Annotated in this window: 21 protein-coding genes; 16 read left to right on the forward strand and 5 right to left on the reverse strand. The window is 59.7% G+C overall.

The window, feature by feature from the left end; translation table 11 throughout:
* Nucleotides 1–58: 58 nt before the first annotated feature.
* From BT125_RS05730 to BT125_RS05760, 7 genes are all read left to right on the forward strand, one after another.
* Nucleotides 59–1,705, forward strand: coding sequence for an ABC transporter substrate-binding protein (locus BT125_RS05730; protein WP_072405584.1), 1,647 nt, complete (start codon nucleotides 59–61; stop codon nucleotides 1,703–1,705).
* Nucleotides 1,706–1,745: 40 nt separating this feature from the next.
* Entirely contained in the window at nucleotides 1,746–2,702 is a 957-nt protein-coding gene (locus BT125_RS05735; RefSeq protein ID WP_072405731.1) for an ABC transporter permease, read from the forward strand.
* On the forward strand, nucleotides 2,699–3,574 hold the full coding sequence (locus BT125_RS05740; RefSeq protein WP_072405585.1) for an ABC transporter permease: 876 nt from the start codon (nucleotides 2,699–2,701) through the stop codon (nucleotides 3,572–3,574). Before BT125_RS05735 ends, BT125_RS05740 begins: the two co-directional genes overlap by 4 nt.
* 1 nt (nucleotide 3,575) lies before the next feature.
* Nucleotides 3,576–5,417 (forward strand): ABC transporter ATP-binding protein, encoded by a 1,842-nt coding sequence (locus tag BT125_RS05745; RefSeq protein ID WP_072405586.1) that lies wholly within the window; start codon nucleotides 3,576–3,578, stop codon nucleotides 5,415–5,417.
* A gap of 70 nt (nucleotides 5,418–5,487) precedes the next feature.
* Complete coding sequence (gene argE / locus BT125_RS05750; protein ID WP_072405587.1) at nucleotides 5,488–6,645, forward strand: acetylornithine deacetylase; 1,158 nt, start codon at nucleotides 5,488–5,490, stop codon at nucleotides 6,643–6,645.
* A gap of 217 nt (nucleotides 6,646–6,862) precedes the next feature.
* Complete coding sequence (locus BT125_RS05755) at nucleotides 6,863–8,320, forward strand: NAD-dependent succinate-semialdehyde dehydrogenase (protein WP_072405588.1); 1,458 nt, start codon at nucleotides 6,863–6,865, stop codon at nucleotides 8,318–8,320.
* Nucleotides 8,321–8,354: 34 nt separating this feature from the next.
* Nucleotides 8,355–9,434: a tartrate dehydrogenase gene (locus BT125_RS05760; protein WP_072405589.1), complete on the forward strand. Its 1,080-nt coding sequence runs from the start codon at nucleotides 8,355–8,357 to the stop codon at nucleotides 9,432–9,434.
* Nucleotides 9,435–9,595: 161 nt separating this feature from the next.
* Here the strand turns inward: BT125_RS05760 and BT125_RS05765 are convergent, their stop codons facing one another.
* The 4 genes from BT125_RS05765 to BT125_RS05780 all read right to left on the reverse strand — a co-directional run bounded on the left by BT125_RS05765 (nucleotide 9,596) and on the right by BT125_RS05780 (nucleotide 12,668).
* A complete protein-coding gene (locus BT125_RS05765; protein ID WP_072405590.1) occupies nucleotides 9,596–9,817 on the reverse strand; it encodes a twin-arginine translocase TatA/TatE family subunit in 222 nt (73 codons plus the stop codon).
* Nucleotides 9,818–9,900: 83 nt separating this feature from the next.
* Nucleotides 9,901–10,608 carry a cupin domain-containing protein gene (locus tag BT125_RS05770; RefSeq protein ID WP_072405591.1) on the reverse strand — a complete coding sequence of 236 codons (708 nt, stop codon included), beginning with the start codon at nucleotides 10,606–10,608 and terminating at the stop codon, nucleotides 9,901–9,903.
* A 49-nt stretch (nucleotides 10,609–10,657) separates the two neighbouring features.
* Nucleotides 10,658–11,515 carry a GNAT family N-acetyltransferase gene (locus BT125_RS05775; RefSeq protein ID WP_072405592.1) on the reverse strand — a complete coding sequence of 286 codons (858 nt, stop codon included), beginning with the start codon at nucleotides 11,513–11,515 and terminating at the stop codon, nucleotides 10,658–10,660.
* A gap of 226 nt (nucleotides 11,516–11,741) precedes the next feature.
* Nucleotides 11,742–12,668 carry a 2-hydroxyacid dehydrogenase gene (locus BT125_RS05780; protein WP_072405593.1) on the reverse strand — a complete coding sequence of 309 codons (927 nt, stop codon included), beginning with the start codon at nucleotides 12,666–12,668 and terminating at the stop codon, nucleotides 11,742–11,744.
* A 286-nt stretch (nucleotides 12,669–12,954) separates the two neighbouring features.
* Here BT125_RS05780 and gabT point away from each other — a divergent pair, with 286 nt between their 5' ends.
* The 9 genes from gabT to BT125_RS05825 all read left to right on the forward strand — a co-directional run bounded on the left by gabT (nucleotide 12,955) and on the right by BT125_RS05825 (nucleotide 21,065).
* Entirely contained in the window at nucleotides 12,955–14,247 is a 1,293-nt protein-coding gene (gene gabT, locus BT125_RS05785; protein ID WP_072405594.1) for a 4-aminobutyrate--2-oxoglutarate transaminase, read from the forward strand.
* Between the two features lie 93 nt (nucleotides 14,248–14,340).
* A complete protein-coding gene (locus tag BT125_RS05790) occupies nucleotides 14,341–14,997 on the forward strand; it encodes an HAD family hydrolase (protein ID WP_072405595.1) in 657 nt (218 codons plus the stop codon).
* Between the two features lie 46 nt (nucleotides 14,998–15,043).
* Nucleotides 15,044–15,532: an Lrp/AsnC family transcriptional regulator gene (locus BT125_RS05795; protein WP_072405596.1), complete on the forward strand. Its 489-nt coding sequence runs from the start codon at nucleotides 15,044–15,046 to the stop codon at nucleotides 15,530–15,532.
* A gap of 297 nt (nucleotides 15,533–15,829) precedes the next feature.
* Nucleotides 15,830–16,861, forward strand: a complete 1,032-nt coding sequence (gene pstS, locus BT125_RS05800) for a phosphate ABC transporter substrate-binding protein PstS (protein WP_072405597.1) — start codon at nucleotides 15,830–15,832, stop codon at nucleotides 16,859–16,861.
* 72 nt (nucleotides 16,862–16,933) lie between these two features.
* Nucleotides 16,934–17,899, forward strand: coding sequence for a phosphate ABC transporter permease subunit PstC (gene pstC / locus BT125_RS05805; RefSeq protein ID WP_072405598.1), 966 nt, complete (start codon nucleotides 16,934–16,936; stop codon nucleotides 17,897–17,899).
* Nucleotides 17,899–18,810 (forward strand): phosphate ABC transporter permease PstA, encoded by a 912-nt coding sequence (pstA, locus tag BT125_RS05810; RefSeq protein ID WP_060742349.1) that lies wholly within the window; start codon nucleotides 17,899–17,901, stop codon nucleotides 18,808–18,810. Before pstC ends, pstA begins: the two co-directional genes overlap by 1 nt.
* 75 nt (nucleotides 18,811–18,885) lie before the next feature.
* On the forward strand, nucleotides 18,886–19,647 hold the full coding sequence (gene pstB, locus BT125_RS05815; protein WP_025214260.1) for a phosphate ABC transporter ATP-binding protein PstB: 762 nt from the start codon (nucleotides 18,886–18,888) through the stop codon (nucleotides 19,645–19,647).
* A 93-nt stretch (nucleotides 19,648–19,740) separates the two neighbouring features.
* Nucleotides 19,741–20,439 (forward strand): hypothetical protein, encoded by a 699-nt coding sequence (locus BT125_RS05820; RefSeq protein WP_072405600.1) that lies wholly within the window; start codon nucleotides 19,741–19,743, stop codon nucleotides 20,437–20,439.
* Nucleotides 20,439–21,065, forward strand: coding sequence for a hypothetical protein (locus BT125_RS05825; RefSeq protein ID WP_371857790.1), 627 nt, complete (start codon nucleotides 20,439–20,441; stop codon nucleotides 21,063–21,065). The genes BT125_RS05820 and BT125_RS05825 overlap by 1 nt, the downstream gene beginning before the upstream one ends.
* A 129-nt stretch (nucleotides 21,066–21,194) precedes the next feature.
* On the opposite strand, the gene BT125_RS05830 is transcribed toward BT125_RS05825, so the two are convergent.
* Complete coding sequence (locus tag BT125_RS05830; protein ID WP_072405601.1) at nucleotides 21,195–22,148, reverse strand: hypothetical protein; 954 nt, start codon at nucleotides 22,146–22,148, stop codon at nucleotides 21,195–21,197.
* Nucleotides 22,149–22,274: the final 126 nt, after the last annotated feature.

Below are 22,274 nucleotides of genomic sequence, written 5' to 3' on the forward strand. Positions count from 1 at the left end.
ACACATTGCGTTAATCGCGAGCAATCGAGCCTTATCATTTCCGAAAGGTAGAACTGACATGACTGACAAAAAAAACAGTATCGACACCCAGCTGATAACAGGTACGGAAAGTCTGCGCATTTTCGAAGGGCTCAATCGCGGCATGTCACGCCGCAATGCATTGCAAATGCTGGGATTGGCCGGGGTGGCCGTGGCGGGCGCGGGCAGCCTGTTCGGCGCCGCCGGCAAGCTGTTCGCCGATGAGGAGGCCGCCGCCCCTGGCAAAGGCAAGCCTGGCGGGCGCATTCGCGTCGCAGGCTCGACCAGTTCCACCGCCGACACCCTGGATCCGGCCAAAGGTTCATCGTCCACCGACTATGTGCGCCATTACATGTTCTATAACGGGCTGACGCGTTTCGACAGCCACATGGTGCCGCAGCTGGAACTGGCCGAGCGTATCGACACCACCGACGCCACGCTTTGGGTGATCAGCCTGCGCAAGGAAGTGACCTTCCACAACGGCAAGGCCCTGACCGCCGCCGACGTGGTGTTTTCGCTGCTGCGGCACAAGGACCCGATCACCGGTTCCAAGGTCCTGCCGCTGGCGTCGCAGTTCGCCGAAGTCAAAGCCGTTGGCACCCACGAAGTGCAGATACAATTGAGCGGCCCCAACGCTGAGCTGCCGTCGATCCTGGCCGTATCCCACATGTTGATCGTGCCCGAGGGCACCAGCGATTTCAGCCAGGGCATCGGTACCGGCCCGTTCAAGGTCAAGGAGTTCAAGCCTGGGGTGCGCTCCATTGGGGTGCGCAATAGCAACTACTGGAAACCCGGCTTGCCGTACCTGGACGAGATCGAATTCATCGGCATCGCCGACGAATCGTCACGGATCAACGCCCTGTTGTCGGGGGACGTGCACATCGTCAACGAGGTCAACCCACGCTCGACGACCCGCATCAAGGCCAGCGCCAAGCACCGGGTCATCGATTCACCGTCGGGCAACTACACTGACCTGATCATCCGCCAGGACCAGATGCCCGGCAAAAGTCCGGAATTCACCCAGGCCATGAAGTTGCTGCTGGATCGGGAACAGATCAAGTCGGCGATCTTCCGGGGCTACGCCAGGGTCGGCAACGATCACCCGATCGCCCCCGGTGCACGCTTCTACAATGCCGAGTTGCCACAACGGGCCTACGATCCGGAACAGGCCAAGTTCCTGCTCAAGAAAGCCGGCATGGAAGACATCAGCATGCCGCTGATGTGCTCGCCAGCGGCGACCGGCTCGGTGGACGTCGCGGTGTTGCTGCAGCAGTCCGCCAAGGAGGCGGGACTCAAGCTCAACGTCAACCGCCTGCCGAGCGACGGCTACTGGTCCAACCACTGGGCCAAGCACCCGCTGAGCTTTGGCAACATCAACCCGCGGCCCAATGCCGACATGCTGTTCTCGCAGTTCTTCCAGTCGAGCGCACCGTGGAATGAATCGGGTTGGAAAAACGAACAGTTCGACCAGCTGTTGATACAGGCCCGAGGTGAAACCGACGAGGTCAAGCGCGGCAAGATGTACGGCGACATGCAGGTGCTGGTGCATGAGCACAGCGGCATTGGCGTACCGGTGTTCATCAGCAACATCGATGGCGCCGATCAGCGCGTAAAAGGCTACGGCGCCAACCCCCTGGGCGGTTTCATGGGCTACATGTTTGCCGAGCAAGTCTGGCTGGACGCCTGATGACCGTCGGGTTTGGGCCATATCGCATGAGGGTCGGATGATGAATAGCAACACACTCTGGTTGATCGGCCGCCGCCTGGGGGCGGCGGTCGTGACCTTGTTGATTGTCTCCATGGTGGTGTTCGCCATCACGGCAGTGCTGCCAGGGGACGCGGCGCAACAGGCGCTGGGGCAGTTCGCCACGCCGGAACAGGTGGCGGCCCTGCGGATGAAAATGGGGTTGGACCAGCCCGGTGTGTTGCGTTACCTGAATTGGCTGACGAGCCTGCTCAGCGGTGACTTGGGGATGTCGATGTCCAATGCCATGCCGGTCGTCGACTTGATGGCCGGTCGGGTCCCCAACACCTTGATGCTGGCGGCTGCCACAGCGTTGGTGTCGGTGCCTGTGGCCTTGACCCTGGGTATCGGTTCGGCGATGGGGCGAGGCGGCCGTATCGACAGCTTCCTGAGCTTCTTCACCTTGACCATGGTGGCGGTGCCGGAGTTTCTGGTCGCCACCTTGGCGGTGCTGATATTCGCGGTGAACCTGGGCTGGTTGTCGGCACTGTCCTACGCCAGTGACATCACCTCACCCTGGCAATTCATGCGCACCTACGCATTGCCGGTAATGACGCTGTGCTGTGTGATTGTCGCGCAAATGTCGCGCATGACCCGGGCAGCGGTGATCGATCAACTCGACAGCCCTTACGTGGAAATGGCCCGGCTCAAGGGCGTCAGCAATATCCGGATCGTCCTTCGCCATGCCTTGCCCAATGCCATTGGCCCCATCGCCAATGCCATCGCCCTGAGCCTGTCCTATCTGCTGGGCGGGGTGGTGATCGTGGAAACGATCTTCAACTACCCCGGCATCGCCAGCCTGATGGTCGATGCCGTGACCAACCGCGACATGGCCCTGGTCCAGGCCTGCACCATGTTGTTTTGTACGGCGTATCTGGCGTTGGTATTGATTGCCGACCTGTGCGCGATTCTTTCCAACCCGAGGCTGAGAAACCAATGAACAACCTCATTGTGAAGTCCCCGACGGCGGCCGTTGCGCTGGGGTTGGGCAAAGACGCCCACGCAAGGTCCTGGCTTGGCCTGGTCGGTGCCGCGATGTGTGTGATCTGGTTGCTGGTGGCCATCTTCGGCCCGTGGCTGGCGCCGCATCCGGTGGGGGAGGTGGTCTCTGACAACGTCTTCGACAGCCTCAGCGCGACGTACCCGTTCGGCACCGATTACCTGGGCCGCGACATGCTCAGCCGAATCCTTGTCGGCGCACGCTTCACCGTCGGCCTGGCCTTGGTGGCCGCGGTGTTGTCCAGCACCCTGGGAACCAGTCTGGCGCTGCTGTCGGTGGTGTCGCCAAAGTGGCTGGATGAGCTGATCAGTCGCCTGATGGACGCGTTCATCTCGATCCCCAGCAAGATGTTGGCGCTGATCATGGTCTCGGCCTTCGGCTCCTCGGTCACCTTGCTGATCTGCACGGCGGTGTTGAGCTACACCCCCGGCGCTTTTCGCATCGCCCGCAGCATGGCGGTGAATATCGAAGCCCTGGAATACGTTCAAGTGGCCCGTACCCGTGGCGAGCGCCGGCTGTACATCGCTTGCGTGGAAATCCTGCCCAACATACTCAACCCGGTGCTGGCGGACCTGGGCCTGCGTTTTGGTTTCATCGTGCTGCTGCTCAGCGGGATGAGTTTCCTGGGGCTGGGTGTGCAACCGCCGGATGCCGACCTGGGCTCGCTGGTGCGCGAGAACATCGGCGGTCTCAATCAGGGGGCGCCGGCCATTGTGATTCCGGCCCTGGCCATCGGCACCCTGACCATCGGTGTGAATCTGTTCATCGACCGGTTGTCGTCGCGACGTAGCCGACGTTCGGGAGGTCATTGAAATGAGCGAATTGATTCGAGTACAGGACCTGCGCGTGGTCGCCTGTGGCGAGCGCGGCGAAGTGGACATCGTCAAGGGGGTCAGCTTCTCCCTGGAAAAAGGCGAAGTGTTGGCGTTGATCGGTGAGTCCGGTTCCGGCAAGACCACCATCGCCCTGGCGCTGCTCGGTTATGCCCGGCGCGGTTGTCGCCTGGCGGGCGGTGTGGTGCAGATCGGCGAGCATGACATGCTGGCGTCGAGCGAAAGCCAGTTGCAGAAGTTGCGAGGCAACCGGGTGTCCTATATCGCCCAGAGTGCCGCAGCGGCATTCAACCCGGCGAAAAAGCTGATCGACCAAGTGGTGGAGGGCGCTCTGATTCATGGCCTGGGTAGTCGGGCGGTGCTTGAAGCCAAGGCCATCGAGTTGTTCCGCGACCTGGCCCTGCCAGACCCTGAGCGCATTGGCCAGCGCTACCCCCACCAGGTGTCCGGCGGGCAACTGCAACGGGTGATGGCGGCCATGGCGCTGATCAGCGATCCGTTGCTGGTGGTGCTCGACGAGCCGACCACGGCCCTCGATGTGACCACCCAGATCGATGTACTGCGGGCCTTCAAGCGAGTGGTCCGTGAACGTGGGGCCACGGCCGTCTATGTGTCTCACGACCTAGCGGTGGTGGCGCAGATGGCTGACCAGATCGTGGTGCTCAACGGCGGCGAAATCTTCGAACACAGCGCCACGGCACCGTTGCTCAAGGGCCCGGCCCACGAATACACCCGCAGCTTGTTGGCGGCGGCGCGACCAGACACGACGATCCGCCCGCCGAGCGACATTGCCCAAGAGACACCTTTGCTGACCATCCAGGGGCTGACCGCCGGCTACGGCAACAAGAATGCCCAGGGCATGCCAGCCATTCGCGTACTGGAAGACATTGACCTGACGGTTCGCAGAGGCCAAGCCATCGGCGTCATCGGTGAGTCAGGTTCCGGCAAATCGACCCTGGCACGGGTCGTGGCCGGTTTGTTGGTGCCGGCCCTTGGCGGGTTGACCTTCGATGGCCAACCCTTGGGGGGGAGCCTGTCGTCGCGTACTCCCGAGCAGTTCCGACGTATTCAAATGGTCTTCCAGAATGCCGACACCGCGCTCAACCCGATGCACAGCGTCAACACGATCCTGAGCCGTCCGCTGAAGATGTATTTCGGCCTCAAGGGCGCGGCATTGCGCGAGCGTATCGGCGAGTTGCTGGACCTGGTGCGTTTGCCGCGGGCGATGGCGCAGCGGCGTCCGAACGAACTGTCCGGTGGGCAGAAGCAACGGGTCAACCTGGCCCGAGCCTTGGCGGCCAAGCCGGATCTGATTCTCTGCGACGAGGTGACCTCGGCGCTGGATACCGTGGTCGGTGCGGCGATTCTCGAACTGCTGCGCGATCTGCGGCAGCAATTGGGGGTGTCCTATCTGTTCATCAGCCACGACATCTCCACCGTGCGCGCCTTGTGTGACGACATCGTGGTGATGTACAGCGGGCACAAGATCCAGGCCGGCACGCGCCAATCCTATGCCGAGAAACCGTTCCATCCGTATACCGACCTGCTGATCCATTCCGTACCGGAACTGCGCCAGGGCTGGCTGGAAACCTGTGGGGCAACGACCTGCCAGACGCTGCCGCCCGTTGGCCCTAAAGCCAACGTGCCCGGCCTGTGCACCTTCCTCAGTCGCTGCCCGGTTCGGGTCGACGGCTTGTGCAATTGCGTCGCGCCGCAACGGCGGATGATTGTGGGCGGCAGTGAAATCCTCTGCCACCACGACAGTGCGGAGCTGATGAAGACCCAGCAGTCCAACAGCGTGACCGTGGCGGCCTATGCATGAACCGGCGGTTCGTCAGGCTGGTCGACATTAAGCGCTTCTTCTTTTCAGTCGAGCAATGGAGCAAGGCCTCATGAAACCCCGTGTGTTGGACATTCTCAAACGGCTGATGGCCTTCGATACGGTCTCTTCGGAGTCGAACATGGCCTTGATCGAGTATGTGCGCGATCTGCTGCTGACCAAGGGCATCGAGTCACTGATCGTCCAGGATGAAAGCGGCAAGAAAGCCAATCTGTTTGCCAGCACCGGGCCACGAGACGTGCCGGGGATCCTGCTGTCCGGGCATACCGACGTGGTGCCGGCGGCGGGGCAGGCCTGGACCTTTCCGGCGTTTGAGGCGACGGTACAGGGCGGGCGGATTTATGGCCGCGGCAGTTGCGACATGAAGGGTTTTATCGCACTGGCTGTCGACGCCATGCTCGAGGCCACCGAGCAGCCATTGAGCCGGCCATTGCAATTGGCACTGTCCCATGACGAAGAGATCGGTTGCGTGGGGGTGCGTCGTTTGCTCGATGTGCTGCACCTGGCACCGGTCCGGCCGTTTCTGTGTGTGATCGGCGAGCCAACCAATATGCAGTTTGTGCTCGGGCACAAGGGCAAGGGTTCTTACCGTACTTACTGTCGCGGCCTGGAGGCGCATTCCTCACTCGCGCCGCGCTCGGTCAATGCGATTCACGTGGCCTGCGATTTCATTGCCGCGCTGCGCCTGAGCCAGCAGCAGTTGCAAGAGCAGGGGGGCCGGGACACCGATTACGACGTGCCTTACAGCACCGTGCATGTTGGACAGATTGTCGGCGGCAAGGCGCTGAACATCGTGCCCAACTTGTGCACACTGGATTTTGAAGTGCGTAACTTGCCGGCGGACGACCTGGACGGGTTCCTGGAACAGATGCGCGAGCGCGCCGAACTGATCGTCGTCGAAGCCAGGAAGCTCTCCAGCGTAGCCGCTATCGAAATCGAGACCCTGAATGTCTACCCGGGCCTCGATACCCACCCGAGCGTCGAAGCGGTGCGCCTCCTGAAAAACTTTGCTGCCCCAGACACCGGCACGGCCAAAGTCTCATTCGGCACCGAAGGCGGGTTGTTCAAACAACGCCTGGATGTGCCGGTGGTGGTCTGCGGGCCAGGCTCGATAGAACAGGCGCACAAGCCTGACGAGTTCATCGAGATCAGCCAGATGGACGCTGGCGAGCGCTTCCTGCAAGGGTTAGTGGGCTCAATGCACCGCTAGTGTTTTGTTTGCCTGATTGAACATTCCGTCACCACGCCTGCAACCCCAAGGGTTGCATCGCCTGATCGAGGCGCACGGCGATCAATCCCCACCCACGGTAGAGCATGCCGTCGAAGGCTGATTTTCAGCATTCACGGCTGTAGGGCCGGCGTTTTCAGCATCCTCGTCCAGAGCGAAACAATAGACTGAAGACTGTCTCAAAACAGGACCCGATACCATGCTCAAGAATCGCCTGAAAGATCCCAGCCTGCTGGTAGAACGCGCTTACATCGACGGTCAGTGGGTCGGCGCCGACAACGCCGCGACCGTGGACGTTATCAACCCGGCCACCGGCGAAGTGCTCGCCAGGGTGCCCGCGGTACAAGGCAGTGAAACCCGGCGCGCCGTCGAAGCCGCCGATCGTGCCTGGCCGGCCTGGCGTGCACGTCCGGCGGCAGAGCGGGCGGCGCTGCTGGATCGCTGGTATCAGGCCATGATCGACAACCTCGACGACCTGGCGTTGATCTTGACCTGCGAACAGGGCAAGCCGCTGGCAGAAGCCCAGGGCGAAATTCGCTACGGTGCCAGCTTCGTCAAATGGTTCGCCGAAGAAGCCCGACGGGTCTACGGCGAAACCATCCAGGCCCCCAGCGGTGATCGCCGCTTGCTGACCCTCAAGCAACCGGTCGGTGTCTGCGCCGCGATCACCCCGTGGAACTTCCCCAACGCGATGATTACCCGCAAGTGCGCGCCCGCCCTGGCCGCCGGGTGCACGATCGTGGTCAAGCCGTCGGACCTCACCCCGCTGTCGGCCCTGGCCCTGGCTGTGTTGGCCGAGCGGGTCGGCATTCCGGCCGGGGTGTTCAACGTCGTGACCGGCATGCCCGCCGGCATTGGTGAAGAACTGACCGGCAACCCGACCGTGCGCAAGCTGTCTTTCACCGGTTCCACTGCGGTCGGTCGCCTACTGATGCGCCAGAGCGCCGAACACATCAAGCGCTTGAGCCTGGAACTAGGCGGTAACGCGCCGTTCATCGTGTTCGACGACGCTGATCTGGAGCAGGCCGTGACCGGCATCATGCTCAGCAAATTCCGCAACGCCGGACAAACCTGCGTCTGCGCCAACCGGATCCTGGTGCAGGACGGGATCTACGAACGCTTCGCCCAGCGCCTGGTGGAGGAAGTGGGCAAGCTCAAGGTCGGCGATGGGCTGGATAACGGCGTAAACATAGGTCCACTGATCAATACGGCGGCGGTCAGCAAGGTCGCTCGACATATCGACGAGGCATTGAGTCAGGGCGCTCGTCTACTGTGTGGTGAAATCCCCAAGGGCGACAGCCAGTTCGTCCAGCCGACAGTACTCGGTGAGACCCATGCCGGAATGCTGCTGGCCAATGAAGAGACCTTCGGTCCCGTTGCACCGCTGATGCGCTTCAACACTGAAGAAGAGGCACTGGCCTCGGCCAACGCAACGCCTTATGGCTTGGCCGCCTATTTCTTCACCCAGGACTTGCGCCGCTCATGGCGGTTCGGCGAGGCGCTGGAGTTCGGCATGGTCGGTCTCAATACCGGGCTCATTTCCATGGACGTCGCCCCCTTTGGCGGTATCAAGCAATCGGGCCTGGGGCGTGAAGGCAGCAAGTATGGCCTGGACGAGTTCCTTGAAGTCAAAGCCTTCCACATGGGTGGCTTGTGATCCAATCAGCATTTGAAGAGAGGAGGCACGGTTGATGAGCAAACCATTCAGAATCGCCGCGATTGCCGGCGACGGCATTGGTAAGGAAGTCCTGCCGGAAGGGCTGCGGGTATTGGAGCAGGCCGCGAAGAAATGGCAATTGAATTTGAGCATCGAAGTGCTCGACTGGGCTCACTGCGATTATTACCTGGAACACGGGCAGATGATGCCTGCCGACTGGTTCGAACAGCTCAAGGACTTCGACGCGATTTACTTTGGTGCCGTGGGCTGGCCGGACAAGGTGCCGGATCACATTTCCCTGTGGGGGTCGCTGCTGAAGTTTCGCCGGGACTTCGACCAATACGTGAACATCCGGCCGGTGCGGCTGTTTCCCGGTGTACCGTGCCCGCTGGCCGGACGCGAAGCCGGGGACATCGACTTCGTGGTGATCCGCGAAAACACCGAGGGCGAGTATTCCTCGATCGGTGGCAAGATGTTCGAAGGCACCGAGCATGAGTTCGTGCTGCAGGAGTCGGTGTTCACCCGCCGCGGCGTGGACCGGATTCTCAAGTTCGCTTTCGACCTGGCCCAGACCCGGCCGCGCAAACGCCTGACCGCGGCGACCAAGTCCAACGGCATATCCATCAGCATGCCGTATTGGGATGAACGCACCGCGCTCATGGCGCAACAGTACCCGGACGTCACCTGGGACAAGCAACACATCGATATCCTCTGCGCGCGCTTCGTGCTTCAACCCGATCGTTTCGATGTGGTCGTGGCGTCGAATCTGTTCGGCGACATCCTGTCCGACCTGGGCCCTGCCTGCGCCGGCACCATCGGCATCGCCCCTTCGGCCAACCTCGACCCGGAGCGCCGCTTCCCTTCGCTATTCGAACCGGTCCATGGCTCGGCGCCGGATATCTATGGACGGAACATCGCCAACCCGATTGCGATGATCTGGTCCGGCGCCTTGATGCTGGACTTCCTCGGCAATGGCGATGAGCGCTACCGTGCGGCTCATGATGGGATTCTCAGGGCCATCGAGCAGGTGATCGCCGAGGGGCCGATCACGCCTGATCTAGGCGGGCAGGGCTCGACTCAGGAGGTCGGAGCGGCAATCGCCGCCGCGCTCTGATCCGAGGCAGCTTCCGGTAGGCTAGTCATTCTTGTTGTGTCGCTCTTTAGCCCGTCTCACTGCGGGCTTTTTTTATCCCGCGCAATACCGGTCTGCCGAGAACGTCGAGCAAGCGATGTTGCTATTGAGGGATTAGTGGTTTCTCGTGTACGCGGAAATGCTTATTCTTTTCTTGCCGAGTCTTCGAGCATGCGTGCCTGAACGTCAATCGAGTCGCCGGGCGCCTCAGGGCCAGGCTTATCGTCGCCCATGGACGTGCGAAATCCCCTGATCGTGTCTCCGATATCCGCCCCCAGGCCTTTCAGACGCTTGGTGCCGAACAGCAGGACCAGGATTGCCAGGACGATCAGCAGTTTTGCGATACTCAAGCCACCTAATCCCATGTTCTTTACTCCGCAAGTGATGTGATCGGTACTGGGTGAGGCCGGCAGAGGAATGCTCATCTGCCGGGGTGATGCGGTTGGCGTTACTTGCAGACGTAGAACTTGCGCACATAGACACTGCTTTTCCAGGCACAGGGGGCGCCGCGAGGCACGAACACCGTATCGCCCGTGTTGACCGCCAGTTCGGAACCATCGGCGATCTGGAGAATGATGCTGCCCTCGATCAGGTGCATCAGCTCATGCATCGTGTGTGGCCGTGCCTTGCGGGTATAGGGTGTCGAGTCCCAGATGCCGATGCGCAGGTTGGTCGGGGCCTCGACGAACACGTTGTTCGAGCGACATTGAGGTGTCGGGCTCAGGAGGAACTCTTCACTCGGAGGCGTCGAAGGGGAGAGCAGGGGGTATGGGGGAAGGGCAGTCAGTCCGACAGGGCCGGCTTCAATAGGCTGGATATCGGCACAGAATGCCCAGAACGAGCCAGGCAGCACCTCGATCTGAACCGATGTGCCACGGGCAATCACGGCGCTGTCACCCGGATTGAGTTCGAGCGCGCGATCCTTGTCCTGCAAGGTGACACGCCCCGCGTGGACCACGATCGTTTCACTGTAGGGGTATCGATCGATGCTGAATTGTCCGCTCGCCTGGACGACGCCGGCAGCAATGTCATCCGTCCCGACATAAGCAATCTGCCTGTCAAAAGGATCGTTGGCGCCCAATGGGCCGGAGGTGAATGCTGTTGACGCGGGAGTGCCGTTGGCATGTGCAAGCAGCACGGCGGTGGGTTCTGGCATGAGGGTGTTTCTCCAGGAGAATGGATGGTGTCGTTATGAGGTAAGGGCGTCAGCCGATGGCCTGGGTCACCAGGGCAAATTGATGCACGCCGCCGCTGGCCTGGGGTGGGGTCCCACGAACCATTTGTGCGACGGTGTCGACCTGTTTCAGCCCGGCTTCTTCCAACCAAGGACCCAGGCCACTGTCGGAAGGGATGTCAACGCGCACGAAAGCACTCGGCACTTGAGTCAGCAACACCGCGATCAGGTGCTTGGCCTGCTCTGGGTTTTCTGCAACGACCGGACCGATGGAACGACCACGACCGAAGGGACGCAGGAGGGCGAACGCTCGCAATTGACCCTCACGCTCGATACCCACGACGTCTTCGACACTCTCGAACAGATCGTTGAGCACGGCATGCCTGTCCAGGCCGCTGCCGGCGTTGGCGAGTTCGATCAGGTCGTTTCGATCGGCTTCGGTCAGGTGGCGCAGGCGCTCACCGGATGGCAGATCCGTGGGGGCCGGAGGCGATACGTTTCCTTGGTGCTGTTGGATATGCCCAAAGTCAACGAATCCCTGGCTGGCATAAAGGGGCGTACCGGCGAGTGTCGCATTGAGCATGGCGGTCTGCGAGCCGCACGCCTGGAGCGCCAGCTCCATCAATTTGCGACCGATGCCCTGGCCTTGGTACTCATCACTGACGATCACCAGACCGATCGTGGCGTAATCACCCTGCGGGCAGGTGAACGCCGTACCGATCAGGCGGCCTTCGTCCTCTACGACAAAACCCTGCGAGACACGCTGCAGCATGGCCCAGTCTTCCAGGCGGTGGGGCCACTTCAACTGCATGGACAAGGCATGAGCCGATGTCACATCGGCAGGCGTCATGGGGCGATAGATATAGGCGGGGCGTTGCGTGTTGGACATGACAGATCTCCATGGACAGGGAGCGTGACCGGTCGGATTTCTCCGCTGAAAGTGTTGGTATCTCACCTGCTGCCAGGCCTGACAAGAGGCGGAGATTGATTCGGTAGATTGCATAAGTTGCGGCTTCGCACGCCGCAGTTATTGCTCAAATCGGGAGCAGGCTCAGCAGCAAATATCAGCGGATTTTTTGTAGGTGCTTATCTCGTAGGTGCATGACAAGCGTGGGTCAATAACGTCGCTGAGGGTCAATCTGGCCGAGCATCGGTTCGCCGCGTTGATGGCGACGGATATTGTCCAGCAACACGCCAAAGGCGCTTTCGGGCTGGGTCATCGCCGCGATATGTGGTGTCAGCAATATTTGCGGATGCCGCCAGAACGGGTGATCCGGCGCTGCCGGTTCCTGTTGCAATACGTCGAGCACCGCGGCACTGAGCTGGCCGCTGGCTAGAGCCTCAAGCAGATCCTCTTCGATCAAGTGCCCGCCACGGCCCATGTTGACCAAGGCAGCCCCCTTGGGCAGATGTTGGAACAACTGGCGGTTAAGAATCCCTTTGGTCTGCTCGGTCAATGGCAAGACACACAGCACGATGTCGCATTGGCCGAGGAACGCCGGGAGCTGTTCGTCACCGGCAAAGCAATCCACCCCGGCGATGCGGTGTTCGCTGCGTGCCCAACCTGATAAGGCGAAGCCAAAGGTCTGCAAGGTGGCCAGGATCTGCTGGGCCTGCATGCCTAGCCCCAGGACACCGACCCGACGCTGGGCCGCCGGCTGCAGCAAGTGAGCCTGCCAGCATCGGGCGACCTGTTGCTGGCGATAACGGAGCATGTCCCGGTGCAGGCTGAGCACGGCGAAACTGGCGTATTCGCACATGCCCCGGGTGATTCCGGGGTCGAGTAACCGGACCACCGGCAGGGAAGCGGGCAGGCGATCAAGGTCAAGCTGGTCGACCCCGGCCGACAAGGCAAACAGCACCTCCAGGTTTGGCAGCCGTGTTTCGAGGTCGTCCGGCGCCTGCCAGGCGGCGAGGTAGCGAATATCCTTCGGATCGCCGATGTCCGGCCAGGCACGCCATTCGATATCCGGTGCGTGCTCGGCGAATAGACGCTTCCATTGTTCGCCGCGTACCGGGTCGGCTTTATAAAGCAGGGCCATGGGTCACTTCTCATACTGGATAGGGAACCTCCAGCATGCCCGAGTGGCAAAGCAGGATGTATCAAAAGAGCCTGCGTAATCACACATCGCTGCGTTGTATAGGGCATCTGCCGGCAGATTCCATGGGGTTGGAGACGGCTGAAGGAATCTGCTGTTTACCGGGGTGAAAACAGTCGATCCGAATTTCCCAGAGGCCAAGTTCGGCTTAGACAATTGCGTCGAACGCTTAACCTGTGGAACACATCGCAGCCGTTTCCCGGTTGCAAGGTTCACTGTGGGAGATGCCATGAACAGTAAAGTCGAAGAAACCCCAAGCTTGCTCCGTCAACGCGATCAATTCGTGCCCCGGGGTCTGGTCACCGCACATCCGCTGGTCATCGACCGGGCCCAGGGGGCTGAAGTGTGGGACGTGGACGGGGCGCGCTACCTGGACTTCGTCGGCGGCATTGGTGTCTTGAACATCGGGCACAATCACCCGAAGGTGATCGCGGCAGTGCAGGCCCAATTGCAAAAGGTCAGCCATGCTTGCTTCCAGGTGGTGGCTTACAAGCCCTATCTCGACCTGGTCAAGCGGCTGTGCGAGTTGGTGGGTGGTCAGCAAGCCTACAAGGCGGCGCTGTTCACCTCTGGCGCGGAGGCGGTGGAGAACGCGGTGAAGATTGCCCGCGCCCATACCAATCGTCCCGCCGTCATTTCCTTTCGTGGCGGTTTTCATGGGCGTACCTTGCTGGGTACGACGCTGACCGGCATGAGCCAGCCCTACAAGCAGAACTTCGGGCCCTTCGCACCGGAGGTCTTCCATACCCCATACCCGAATGCCTATCGCGGCTTCAGCAGCGAGATGGCGTTGCAGGCCCTGAATGAGTTGCTGGCGACCCAAGTCGCTCCGGAACGGGTCGCGGCGATCATCATCGAGCCGGTGCAGGGCGACGGCGGTTTCCTTTCTGCGCCACCCGAGTTTCTCCAGGCGCTGCGGACCCTGACCGAGCAACACGGCATCGTACTCATCCTCGATGAAATCCAGACCGGCTTCGGCCGTACCGGCAAATGGTTCGGTTTTCAGCACGCCGGCATTCAGCCGGACCTGGTCACCGTCGCCAAGAGTCTGGCAGGTGGCTTGCCCATCTCGGGCGTGGTGGGGCGTGCGCACATCATGGACGCGCCACTGCCCGGTGGGCTCGGCGGCACCTACGGTGGAAACGCCTTGTCCTGTGCCGCCGCGCTGGCGGTGATCGACGCTTACGAACAGGAGCAGTTGCTCGAACGTGGCCAGGTCCTGGGCGATCGGCTGCGTCAGGGCCTGCTGCGCTTGCAGGCGCGTCACCCGCGCATTGGTGACGTGCGCGGTACCGGCTTCATGCTGGCCATCGAATTGATCAAAGACGATGAGGCCCGCAGCCCCGATGCCGAACTCACCCAACAACTGATCGACCAGGCCAGGGTAGGCGGGCTGTTGGTGATCAAATGCGGGGTGTACCGAAATGTCCTGCGCTTCCTGGCGCCCCTGGTCACCGAAGAAAGTCAGATCGACGAAGCACTGACCATTCTTGAAGCAGCATTGCTCCGCGTGTTGGATTAATCTCAGGCCTCGGTCGGCCCACTAATCGTGAAGGGCCGACCGAGGGCATTTAGCGCATATGGATTGATGAATGCATCATGGGAGGCGACACACATGCACCTGACTGATTATCGTGCGCTGCTGATCGATTGCGACGACGTCCTGGTCGATCGGGATTCTGGTGTCTGGACGGCCCTGCAACCTTTGCTCGACAACCATCCGGGCACGCCAGGCAAAGAAGCAGTGCTGGCTGAGTTCGACGAGGCGATGCGCGGGCTCTATCCGCGGTTTTCCGAACTGGGCTTCAGTGGTTTATTGTGCTTTGCCCATCGTCAGCTGGCAGAGCGCCTGGGGCTCAAGGTCAGTTGGGAGGAGGGCATGAGCTTTGCCCGTTCGGCCTGCAACTGGTCGCTGTTCGAGGACGCGCCCGGTGCCATGTTGTACCTGCGAAAATTCTACCGGCTGCTGGTGTACTGCGATCGTGATGCCGAGGATCGTGACCCGCTCTGCGAGCGCTTGGGAATTCCCCTCGAGGACCTGCATTCCCGCGCCAACAATCCATTGGAGGACGAGGCATGGTTGCTGGCGAACAAGCTCAAGCCTGAAAACATCATGCAGGTGTCCAGGCCGCCCGTGTCTCCGCCAAAGTCGGCGGGCTTGTGCCTGATCCGCCGTGGCCATGAGTCTGATAATCAAGAATATTCCGCCGATTTCTACATCACCAGCATGGCCGACCTCGTCGCTCAGCATCAGCTATCTTTGCGGCGTTGAATTTGCTAAAACCACTGTCAACCTGAAGACAACCGAGGGGTACCCGATGGAAGGTTTAATAAAACTAGACCGAATTGATATCAGTATCCTTGTTGAACTTCAAAAGGACGGTCGAATGACCAACGTCAGTCTCGCCGATGCCGTGGGCCTGTCATCCAGTCCGTGCCTGCAGCGGGTCAAGCGGCTTGAGTCGGCCGGTTATATTTCCGGCTACAGGGCTCATCTCAACCTGGCCAAGATCACTGACTCGGTCACGGTGTTCACTGAAATCACCCTCAGCGACCACAAGCGGGAAGACTTCGCCAAGTTCGAATCCAATATTCGCTTGGTCGATGAGGTGCTGGAGTGCCATTTGATCAGCGGCGGTTACGATTACCTGGTGCGCTTCATGACGTGCAGTATCCAGCATTACCAGGAAGTGATCGAAGGGTTGCTGGACAAGAACATCGGCATTTCCAAGTACTTCAGCTACATCGTCATCAAATCCCCCGTACTCAAGGATGGGATTCCGCTGCGTAGGCTGCTGCGTCACTGATACGTCCCAGCGATAGCCGTCCATGACGGCACCCCCTCAAACGGTCCTTACGACCTTCAAGCAGCCCCAGTGCCACCGGAATCAATGCGCCTCGGCATTGCGTCCGATCAATCGGCGGTGTGACTTCAACGTCTTCAGACTCTGCGCAAACGCCAGGGTATGCGTATGCGCAAGCCTTTCATGTCGGTGCCGTGGCGCAAAACGGGGACATTTGTCCCTTTGCAATTCGATGTTCATAAAACCGTAACACGACTGTTGCAGAGTTCCCCAGCCCGTCATCACAAGGAATTTCTTTCAATGAAAAGTTTGATGAAGTCTGTTGCGCTCGCCGTTACGCTTTCTCTTGGTGCCACTTCGGCGTCATTCGCTGCAGAAAGCGTCCGTCTGACGGGTTCTGGCGCGAGTTTCCCGGCGCCGATCTACCTGACCTGGTTCAAGGATTTCAGCAAGAAATCCGAAGGTGTCACTGTGGATTACCAATCCAAGGGCAGTGGCGCGGGTGTACAGGACTTCCTGAATAAAACCGTTGATTTCGCCGCCAGTGACTCGGCAATGAAAGACGAAGATATCGCCAAGGTGGCCGAAGGCGTGCAGTTGCTGCCGATGACCGCCGGGGAAATCGTGCTGGCCTATAACCTGCCGGGCAATCCTAAAGGCCTGAAGTTGCCACGCGATGTGTACTCCAACATTTTCCTGGGCAAGATCACCCGCTGGAACGATCCGCAGATCGTCGCCGCCAACCCGGACCTGAAATTGTCCGATACCCCGATCACGGTGGTTGTGCGTGCGGATTCCAGCGGTACGACCGCGGTATTCACCAAGCACCTGGCAACCATCAATCCGGAGTTCAAGCAGGCGCTGGGGGAGGGCAACACCGTCAACTGGCCGGCCAGTGACAAGTTCATCAAGTCGCCGAAGAACGATGGCGTGACGGCTACTGTGCGCCAGACACCAGGCGCGATCGGCTACATCGAATACGGCTTCGCCAAGCTCGCCAAGGTTGACTTTGCCCAGTTGCAGAACAAGGCCGGCCACTACGTCGTGCCAAACGCCGAGAGTGGTGCCGAGGCCCTGGCAGCGGTGAAGATGCCGGATAGCCTGGTGTCCTGGTTGCCTGATCCAGACGGCGCCAAGTCCTACCCGATCACGTCCTATACCTGGATGATTTTCCGCAAGGACAACGGCAACCCGGCCAAGGCCAAGGCCATGCGTGAAATGGTCGAATACAGCCTGACCGAAGGGCAGAAGATTGCCGACTCGATGGGGTATATCCCGTTGCCGCAATCGGTTGTCGACCAGGTTCGCAAAGCGTCCGCCAACATTCAGTAACGCCTGAGGCCTCTCTCGGCGTGTGCTGTCAGCCATGCCGGGAGAGCTTTCCCCCTGTTCCGGACTTACCCAATGAACAAACCCTTTGTCGTACCGGTGAATCCAGACTCCGCCTGCCAGCCACCGTCTGCGAAGGACTTTCTGGTTGATCGCACCTTTCGTGCGCTTGCGCGTATTGGGGTGGTCCTGGTGCTGGCGTTGGTATTTGCCCTCGTATTCGAAGTGGGACGCAAAGCCCTGCCTGGCATGGAAAAGCACGGATTTGATGTGCTCCTCGGCACCGTCTGGGACGTTAACCAGGGTAAATACGGCATCCTGCCGGCAATCTGGGGCACGCTCTACAGTGCCTTCATCGCATTGCTGATCGCGGGCTTTTTCGGCGTCAGCATGGCGATTTTCCTGACCCAGGACTTCCTGCCTCCCAAGCTCGCCGCCATTTTCCGAACCATTGTCGAATTACTCGCGGCCATCCCCAGCGTCGTCTACGGCCTGTGGGGGATCTACGTAGTGATCCCGGCGATTCGGCCACTGACGACCTGGTTGAACAGCGAACTCGGCTGGATACCATTTTTCGGCACATCCTTGAGCGGGCCGGGGCTGCTTCCTGCGGCGCTGGTGCTCGCCATCATGATTCTTCCGACCATTGCCGCTGTTTCGCAGGATGCGCTCACGGGCGTACCGATGAAAACCAAGCAGGCCGCCTACGGCATGGGGACCACCCACTGGGAAGCGATTCTCAAGGTGATGGTGCCGTCGGCCGCGACGGGCATCTTCGGTTCTTTGGTACTGGGATTGGGACGCGCGTTGGGTGAAACGATGGCGCTGGCCATGCTGGTAGGCAACGCGAATAACATTTCCCTTTCGCTGTTCGCACCGGCCAACACCCTGGCGGCCTTGCTGGCTCTGAACTTCCCCGAAGCCGGGCCGAACGAGATCGAGGTGTTGATGTATGCCGCACTGGTGCTGATGTTGATCACGTTGATCGTGAACGTCTTTGGCTCCTTGATCATGATGTACGCCCAACGGGGTAATAAGTGATGACCGACCTGACTGCTGCAACAGACTTGACGGCTCCAGCAGGCGCGATGCCCAGCCTGCAACGCAAGTTCGAGGGCCGCGCCCTGCGCAGCCTGATCTTGACCACCCTGGTCTGGGGCGGGGCGCTGCTGGCCAGCGTACCGTTGATTTCCGTGCTCTACATGCTGATCACCCGAGGCGGCGCTCGCCTGAACCTGGAAGTGTTCACCGAACTGCCGCCGACTGGCTTCGAGATGGGCGGGGGCTTCGGCAACGCAATGGCCGGTACCTTTGTGATGGTGGGTATCGCGGCGGCAATTGCGGTGCCGGTCGGCATCATGGCGGCGATTTTCCTGGCTGAACTGGGGCCGGACAGCAAGCTGGCGAACGCGGCGCGCTTTGCCGCCAAGATGCTCACGGGGCTGCCTTCGATTCTGGCCGGGGTGTTTGCTTATGCCCTGGTGGTGATGACCACCGGCACTTACTCGGCTCCGGCAGGTGGCGTGGCGCTGGCAGTCCTGATGCTGCCTATCGTCGTGCTGACGGCGGAAGAGTCGATGCGGATGGTGCCCAAGATCATGAAGGATGCCGCCTATGGCATGGGCTGCACCCGCTCGCAGGTGATCTGGAAAATCGTCTTGCCCACCGGCATGCCGGCGATCCTGACCGGCGTCATGCTGGCGGTGGCACGTGCCGCGGGCGAAACAGCGCCGCTGTTGTTTACCGCACTGTTCAGCAACTACTGGATCTACCACCAAGGCAGCCTCGAGGTCATGAACCCGACGGCATCGCTTGCCGTGCTGATCTACAACTTCTCCGGCATGCCGTTCGACAACCAGCTCGAGCTCGCATGGGCGGCCTCACTGGTGCTGGTGATGATCGTGCTAGTCGTAAATATCATCAGCCGTATTTTCGGCAAGCCCAAGTATTAAGAACGGGAGCATCTGATCTTGAACGTATCCACTGCGCAAATAGCCGCTCCGTTTGTCACCCAGGCGCCTGTAGTCATGGACTGCAAACTGGACAAGATTTTCTACGGCAACTTCATGGCGGTACGTGACAGCCATGTACCGATCGAGAAAAACAAGATCACCGGTTTCATCGGGCCATCCGGCTGCGGCAAGAGTACCGTGCTGCGCAGTCTTAACCGGATGAACGATCTGGTAAAAGGTTTCCGTTTCGAGGGCCACGTGCATTTCCTTGGGCAGGATGTCTATGGCAAGGGCGTTGATCCGGTGGTCGTGCGCCGTTACATCGGCATGGTGTTCCAACAGCCGAACCCGTTCTCGATGAGCATCTTCGACAACGTCGCGTTTGGCCTGCGCCTCAACCGCTACAAAGGCGATATAGGCGATCGGGTCAAGCATGCGCTGCAAGGCGCCGCCCTGTGGGATGAAGTCAAGGACAAGCTCAAGGTCAGCGGCCTGTCGCTCTCCGGCGGCCAGCAACAACGACTGTGCATCGCCCGCGCCATCGCCACCGAGCCGGAAGTCCTGCTACTGGATGAGCCGTGTTCGGCACTCGACCCGATCGCTACCCGGCGGGTCGAGGAATTGATGGTCGAGTTGAAGAAGGATTACACCATCGCGCTGGTCACCCACAACATGCAGCAAGCCATCCGTGTTGCTGACACCACTGCGTTCTTCTCGGTGGATATTTCCCAAGGCACGCGTACTGGCTATCTGGTTGAAATGGGCCCGACGACGCAGATTTTCGACAACCCACGTGAACAGATGACCGGTGACTACATCAGCGGCAAGTTCAGCTAACCATACCTCCGGTCAAGGCCGCATACCTGCAGAAGCCAAATGGATTTGGCGGGCATCCGGTAGACATTTACCAAGCGCTTCCAAGGAGCACCAATGCCTGCTACGCATCGCCTTGATTTGCCTGCGATTGAACATGCACTGCGCGAAGTGCAACACCGCTTCGCCGAGCTCAGCCGGCACTTCACGGAGCCACGCGACCCCTTGACTGACGAAGTGCTGCACAACGTACTTGAAGGCTACGCGTTGATTGACGACTATGTTGCCCGCGGCGTCGATCTGTTTGACCTTCAACACCTGAACCTGATGCTCGAGATCAACGCTACGGTACTTTGTGGCCGAGACCCGACGCGCCGCTTGGAGTACGCACAACACCTGGCAGCGACCGAGGCGCATTTCTTCAACAACGTTGAGGGAGGCATCAAGGACTTGTTCAATTGGTATTGCGCGTACCGCAGCGAATCCGTCTGGAAGCGGGCGGCTGGCGTCTATGTGCGCATTCTCAGCAAGCCGCAGTTGTTCATTGAAGGGAACAACCGCAGTGGGTCGCTCATCGTCAGCTACCTGCTGATGCGCGCGGGCTTGCCGCCTTTCGTGTTGACGCTGGAAAACGCCAAGGGCTACTTCAACCCGTCATCGGTTATACGCAACTCTGCCAAACATGGAGTCAAGGCGTTGTACGAACTCCCCAAGATCAAGAAAAAATACGCAGCCTTTCTAGAAGAACAAGCGCCTGACCCGATGAAGTTTTTTCTCAAGGGCAAGTCTTTGCCCATCTCTCAGGGTGGCCATTGATGAACGAGAATTCAGCGCTCGCCAAATGCAAAACCTTCGGCAGCCGGGCAGGGCAGGCCATCCGCGGGGCCATCCCGATGCAGGTGCCCAGGCGGCAGCGCATACGAATTTCGTTTGATATCGATGACACGCTCGCCTGCCAACTCCACCACTGTGAAATCGAACAAAGCCGATTGCCGGCCTGTCTTCATCGCTGGCTGGGTGAGCCGTTACGCAGGGGGACACGCGCCCTGATCCAAGAGCTGCGCCGCCAGGATTGCAGCATCTGGGTCTATACATCGTCCGGTCGCACGCCGTCCTACATCCGGCGTTGGCTGTTGCTCTACGGCATCCGCGTCGACGGCGTGGTCAACAGCGTGCTGCACAATCAAGCGCTAACGGTCCATGGGCTGTCGAATGCACCCTCGAAATATCCGCCGGCGTTCGATATCGACTTGCACGTCGATGATTCCGAGGGCGTGCAGATTGAAGGTAATGACCATGGCTTTCGTGTTGTCGTGGTGCATCCGGAAGATGACGGCTGGGCGCATAAAGTGCTGGAGGCGGTCGCCATTGTTCAGGCGCAGCTGGCTTGGCAGCAGATGCCTGTCCAACGACCTTCGTTACGTCGGGTGCCGACTGTTTAGCGGGTGATTGCGAGCCGCATCCGTTCTATACAAGCTCACGGACCCGGCTCCATGGAATGTTGATCTCTGAAAGCTTTCTACGTGCTAAAGGCAAATTGTGGGTGAGGGCGCGTTGGCCTTGGCAGCAGCTTATTCAGTAGTAGTTTGGCGAACGAAAGGCGTGCAAATGAAGACGAACATTGCAGCTAAGAAACAGCTTAATCCGCCTCCTAAGGCCGTATTCACTACGGTGCCAAGCAAATCTACAGCACTGTCAGAAGTCTTGAGCTTGTGCTGTGCCATAAAACACTCGGCTTCCAGCGCCCCAAGAAACTTGCAATCCGTTTGCTGCAGCGGCCGGTGGGTGGTCGCCTCAATCTTGAATTTGCTGGTATAGGCATCTAGCTCTTTTTCGTAAAGGGTCAGCGAGGTTTGCGACATACCGACTAGCGCGATGCCGACCATCACGGTGCCAGCTTTAAACAGAGCGGAATAGGTTTTCTGATTGAAGATCGCTTCAAAGATGCGTTTTTCCACTCCGCTTGATTCGATAATCGGCAGGGGCGCGGGTGGAGTCAAAGTGATAGGCGTACCTTGCAGATACCGCTCGATTACGTTGACTAACTCCTCGTGTATCGCGGCCCTGTTACGCACACGCAGCGCATCTTTCACTGCAAGCACAATCGTTAGACCCGCGATAATTAGAAGCATCAGGCTGTCTTTGGAGGCAAGCAGCTTGATGTTACCCGTGGACATATTGCCCCAATCGAACATGCCGGCCGTCTTGGTCAAACCGAAGGCAGTGATGAGTGTGACAAGAGCTAAAAGGAAGTTTCCTCGCTCGGTGAGCTTGGCGTTGATGTTTTTCAAAATCAGTTGGTAAGTTTTCAACTCGGCCGAGGTTTTGGGTTGTCGGGCAATGATGTCGGAAAGCGTTTGCGCGCCGAGATCGAGCAGTTGGCTTTCTTGAGTGGTCAGTTCATCCCAGTATTTCTCAGCGTTAAACAAGCGTGAAAAGAAGCCGCGCAAGGTGAAATGATTTCGCATCGTTGTAGCTTCGCGCTCTTTGACGTAGGCATTTTTCAGCGTGTGCAGCACATCCATACTCAATCTCGTGTGGGGAATTATCGAGTTCGGATTTACGCACCAATGGCTCAGTGATATCAACATGGAAAGCGGAGGAACACAGCCAAACGCCTCCATTCTGATCTTCGCTCCAAGAACCAGCAC

This window comes from Pseudomonas sp. NFACC04-2, from assembly GCF_900119265.1.
GTDB lineage: Bacteria > Pseudomonadota > Gammaproteobacteria > Pseudomonadales > Pseudomonadaceae > Aquipseudomonas > Aquipseudomonas fluorescens_AA.

What these genes read in the sequence shown, in the direction of transcription:
- BT125_RS05730 (WP_072405584.1), top strand. Translation starts at nt 59, where the DNA reads ATGACTGACAAAAAAAACAGTATCGACACCCAGCTGATAACAGGTACG.
- BT125_RS05735 (WP_072405731.1), top strand. Translation starts at nt 1,746, where the DNA reads ATGAATAGCAACACACTCTGGTTGATCGGCCGCCGCCTGGGGGCGGCG.
- BT125_RS05740 (WP_072405585.1), top strand. Translation starts at nt 2,699, where the DNA reads ATGAACAACCTCATTGTGAAGTCCCCGACGGCGGCCGTTGCGCTGGGG.
- BT125_RS05745 (WP_072405586.1), top strand. Translation starts at nt 3,576, where the DNA reads ATGAGCGAATTGATTCGAGTACAGGACCTGCGCGTGGTCGCCTGTGGC.
- argE (WP_072405587.1), top strand. Translation starts at nt 5,488, where the DNA reads ATGAAACCCCGTGTGTTGGACATTCTCAAACGGCTGATGGCCTTCGAT.
- BT125_RS05755 (WP_072405588.1), top strand. Translation starts at nt 6,863, where the DNA reads ATGCTCAAGAATCGCCTGAAAGATCCCAGCCTGCTGGTAGAACGCGCT.
- BT125_RS05760 (WP_072405589.1), top strand. Translation starts at nt 8,355, where the DNA reads ATGAGCAAACCATTCAGAATCGCCGCGATTGCCGGCGACGGCATTGGT.
- BT125_RS05765 (WP_072405590.1), bottom strand. Translation starts at nt 9,817, where the DNA reads ATGGGATTAGGTGGCTTGAGTATCGCAAAACTGCTGATCGTCCTGGCA.
- BT125_RS05770 (WP_072405591.1), bottom strand. Translation starts at nt 10,608, where the DNA reads ATGCCAGAACCCACCGCCGTGCTGCTTGCACATGCCAACGGCACTCCC.
- BT125_RS05775 (WP_072405592.1), bottom strand. Translation starts at nt 11,515, where the DNA reads ATGTCCAACACGCAACGCCCCGCCTATATCTATCGCCCCATGACGCCT.
- BT125_RS05780 (WP_072405593.1), bottom strand. Translation starts at nt 12,668, where the DNA reads ATGGCCCTGCTTTATAAAGCCGACCCGGTACGCGGCGAACAATGGAAG.
- gabT (WP_072405594.1), top strand. Translation starts at nt 12,955, where the DNA reads ATGAACAGTAAAGTCGAAGAAACCCCAAGCTTGCTCCGTCAACGCGAT.
- BT125_RS05790 (WP_072405595.1), top strand. Translation starts at nt 14,341, where the DNA reads ATGCACCTGACTGATTATCGTGCGCTGCTGATCGATTGCGACGACGTC.
- BT125_RS05795 (WP_072405596.1), top strand. Translation starts at nt 15,044, where the DNA reads ATGGAAGGTTTAATAAAACTAGACCGAATTGATATCAGTATCCTTGTT.
- pstS (WP_072405597.1), top strand. Translation starts at nt 15,830, where the DNA reads ATGAAAAGTTTGATGAAGTCTGTTGCGCTCGCCGTTACGCTTTCTCTT.
- pstC (WP_072405598.1), top strand. Translation starts at nt 16,934, where the DNA reads ATGAACAAACCCTTTGTCGTACCGGTGAATCCAGACTCCGCCTGCCAG.
- pstA (WP_060742349.1), top strand. Translation starts at nt 17,899, where the DNA reads ATGACCGACCTGACTGCTGCAACAGACTTGACGGCTCCAGCAGGCGCG.
- pstB (WP_025214260.1), top strand. Translation starts at nt 18,886, where the DNA reads ATGGACTGCAAACTGGACAAGATTTTCTACGGCAACTTCATGGCGGTA.
- BT125_RS05820 (WP_072405600.1), top strand. Translation starts at nt 19,741, where the DNA reads ATGCCTGCTACGCATCGCCTTGATTTGCCTGCGATTGAACATGCACTG.
- BT125_RS05825 (WP_371857790.1), top strand. Translation starts at nt 20,439, where the DNA reads ATGAACGAGAATTCAGCGCTCGCCAAATGCAAAACCTTCGGCAGCCGG.
- BT125_RS05830 (WP_072405601.1), bottom strand. Translation starts at nt 22,148, where the DNA reads ATGGATGTGCTGCACACGCTGAAAAATGCCTACGTCAAAGAGCGCGAA.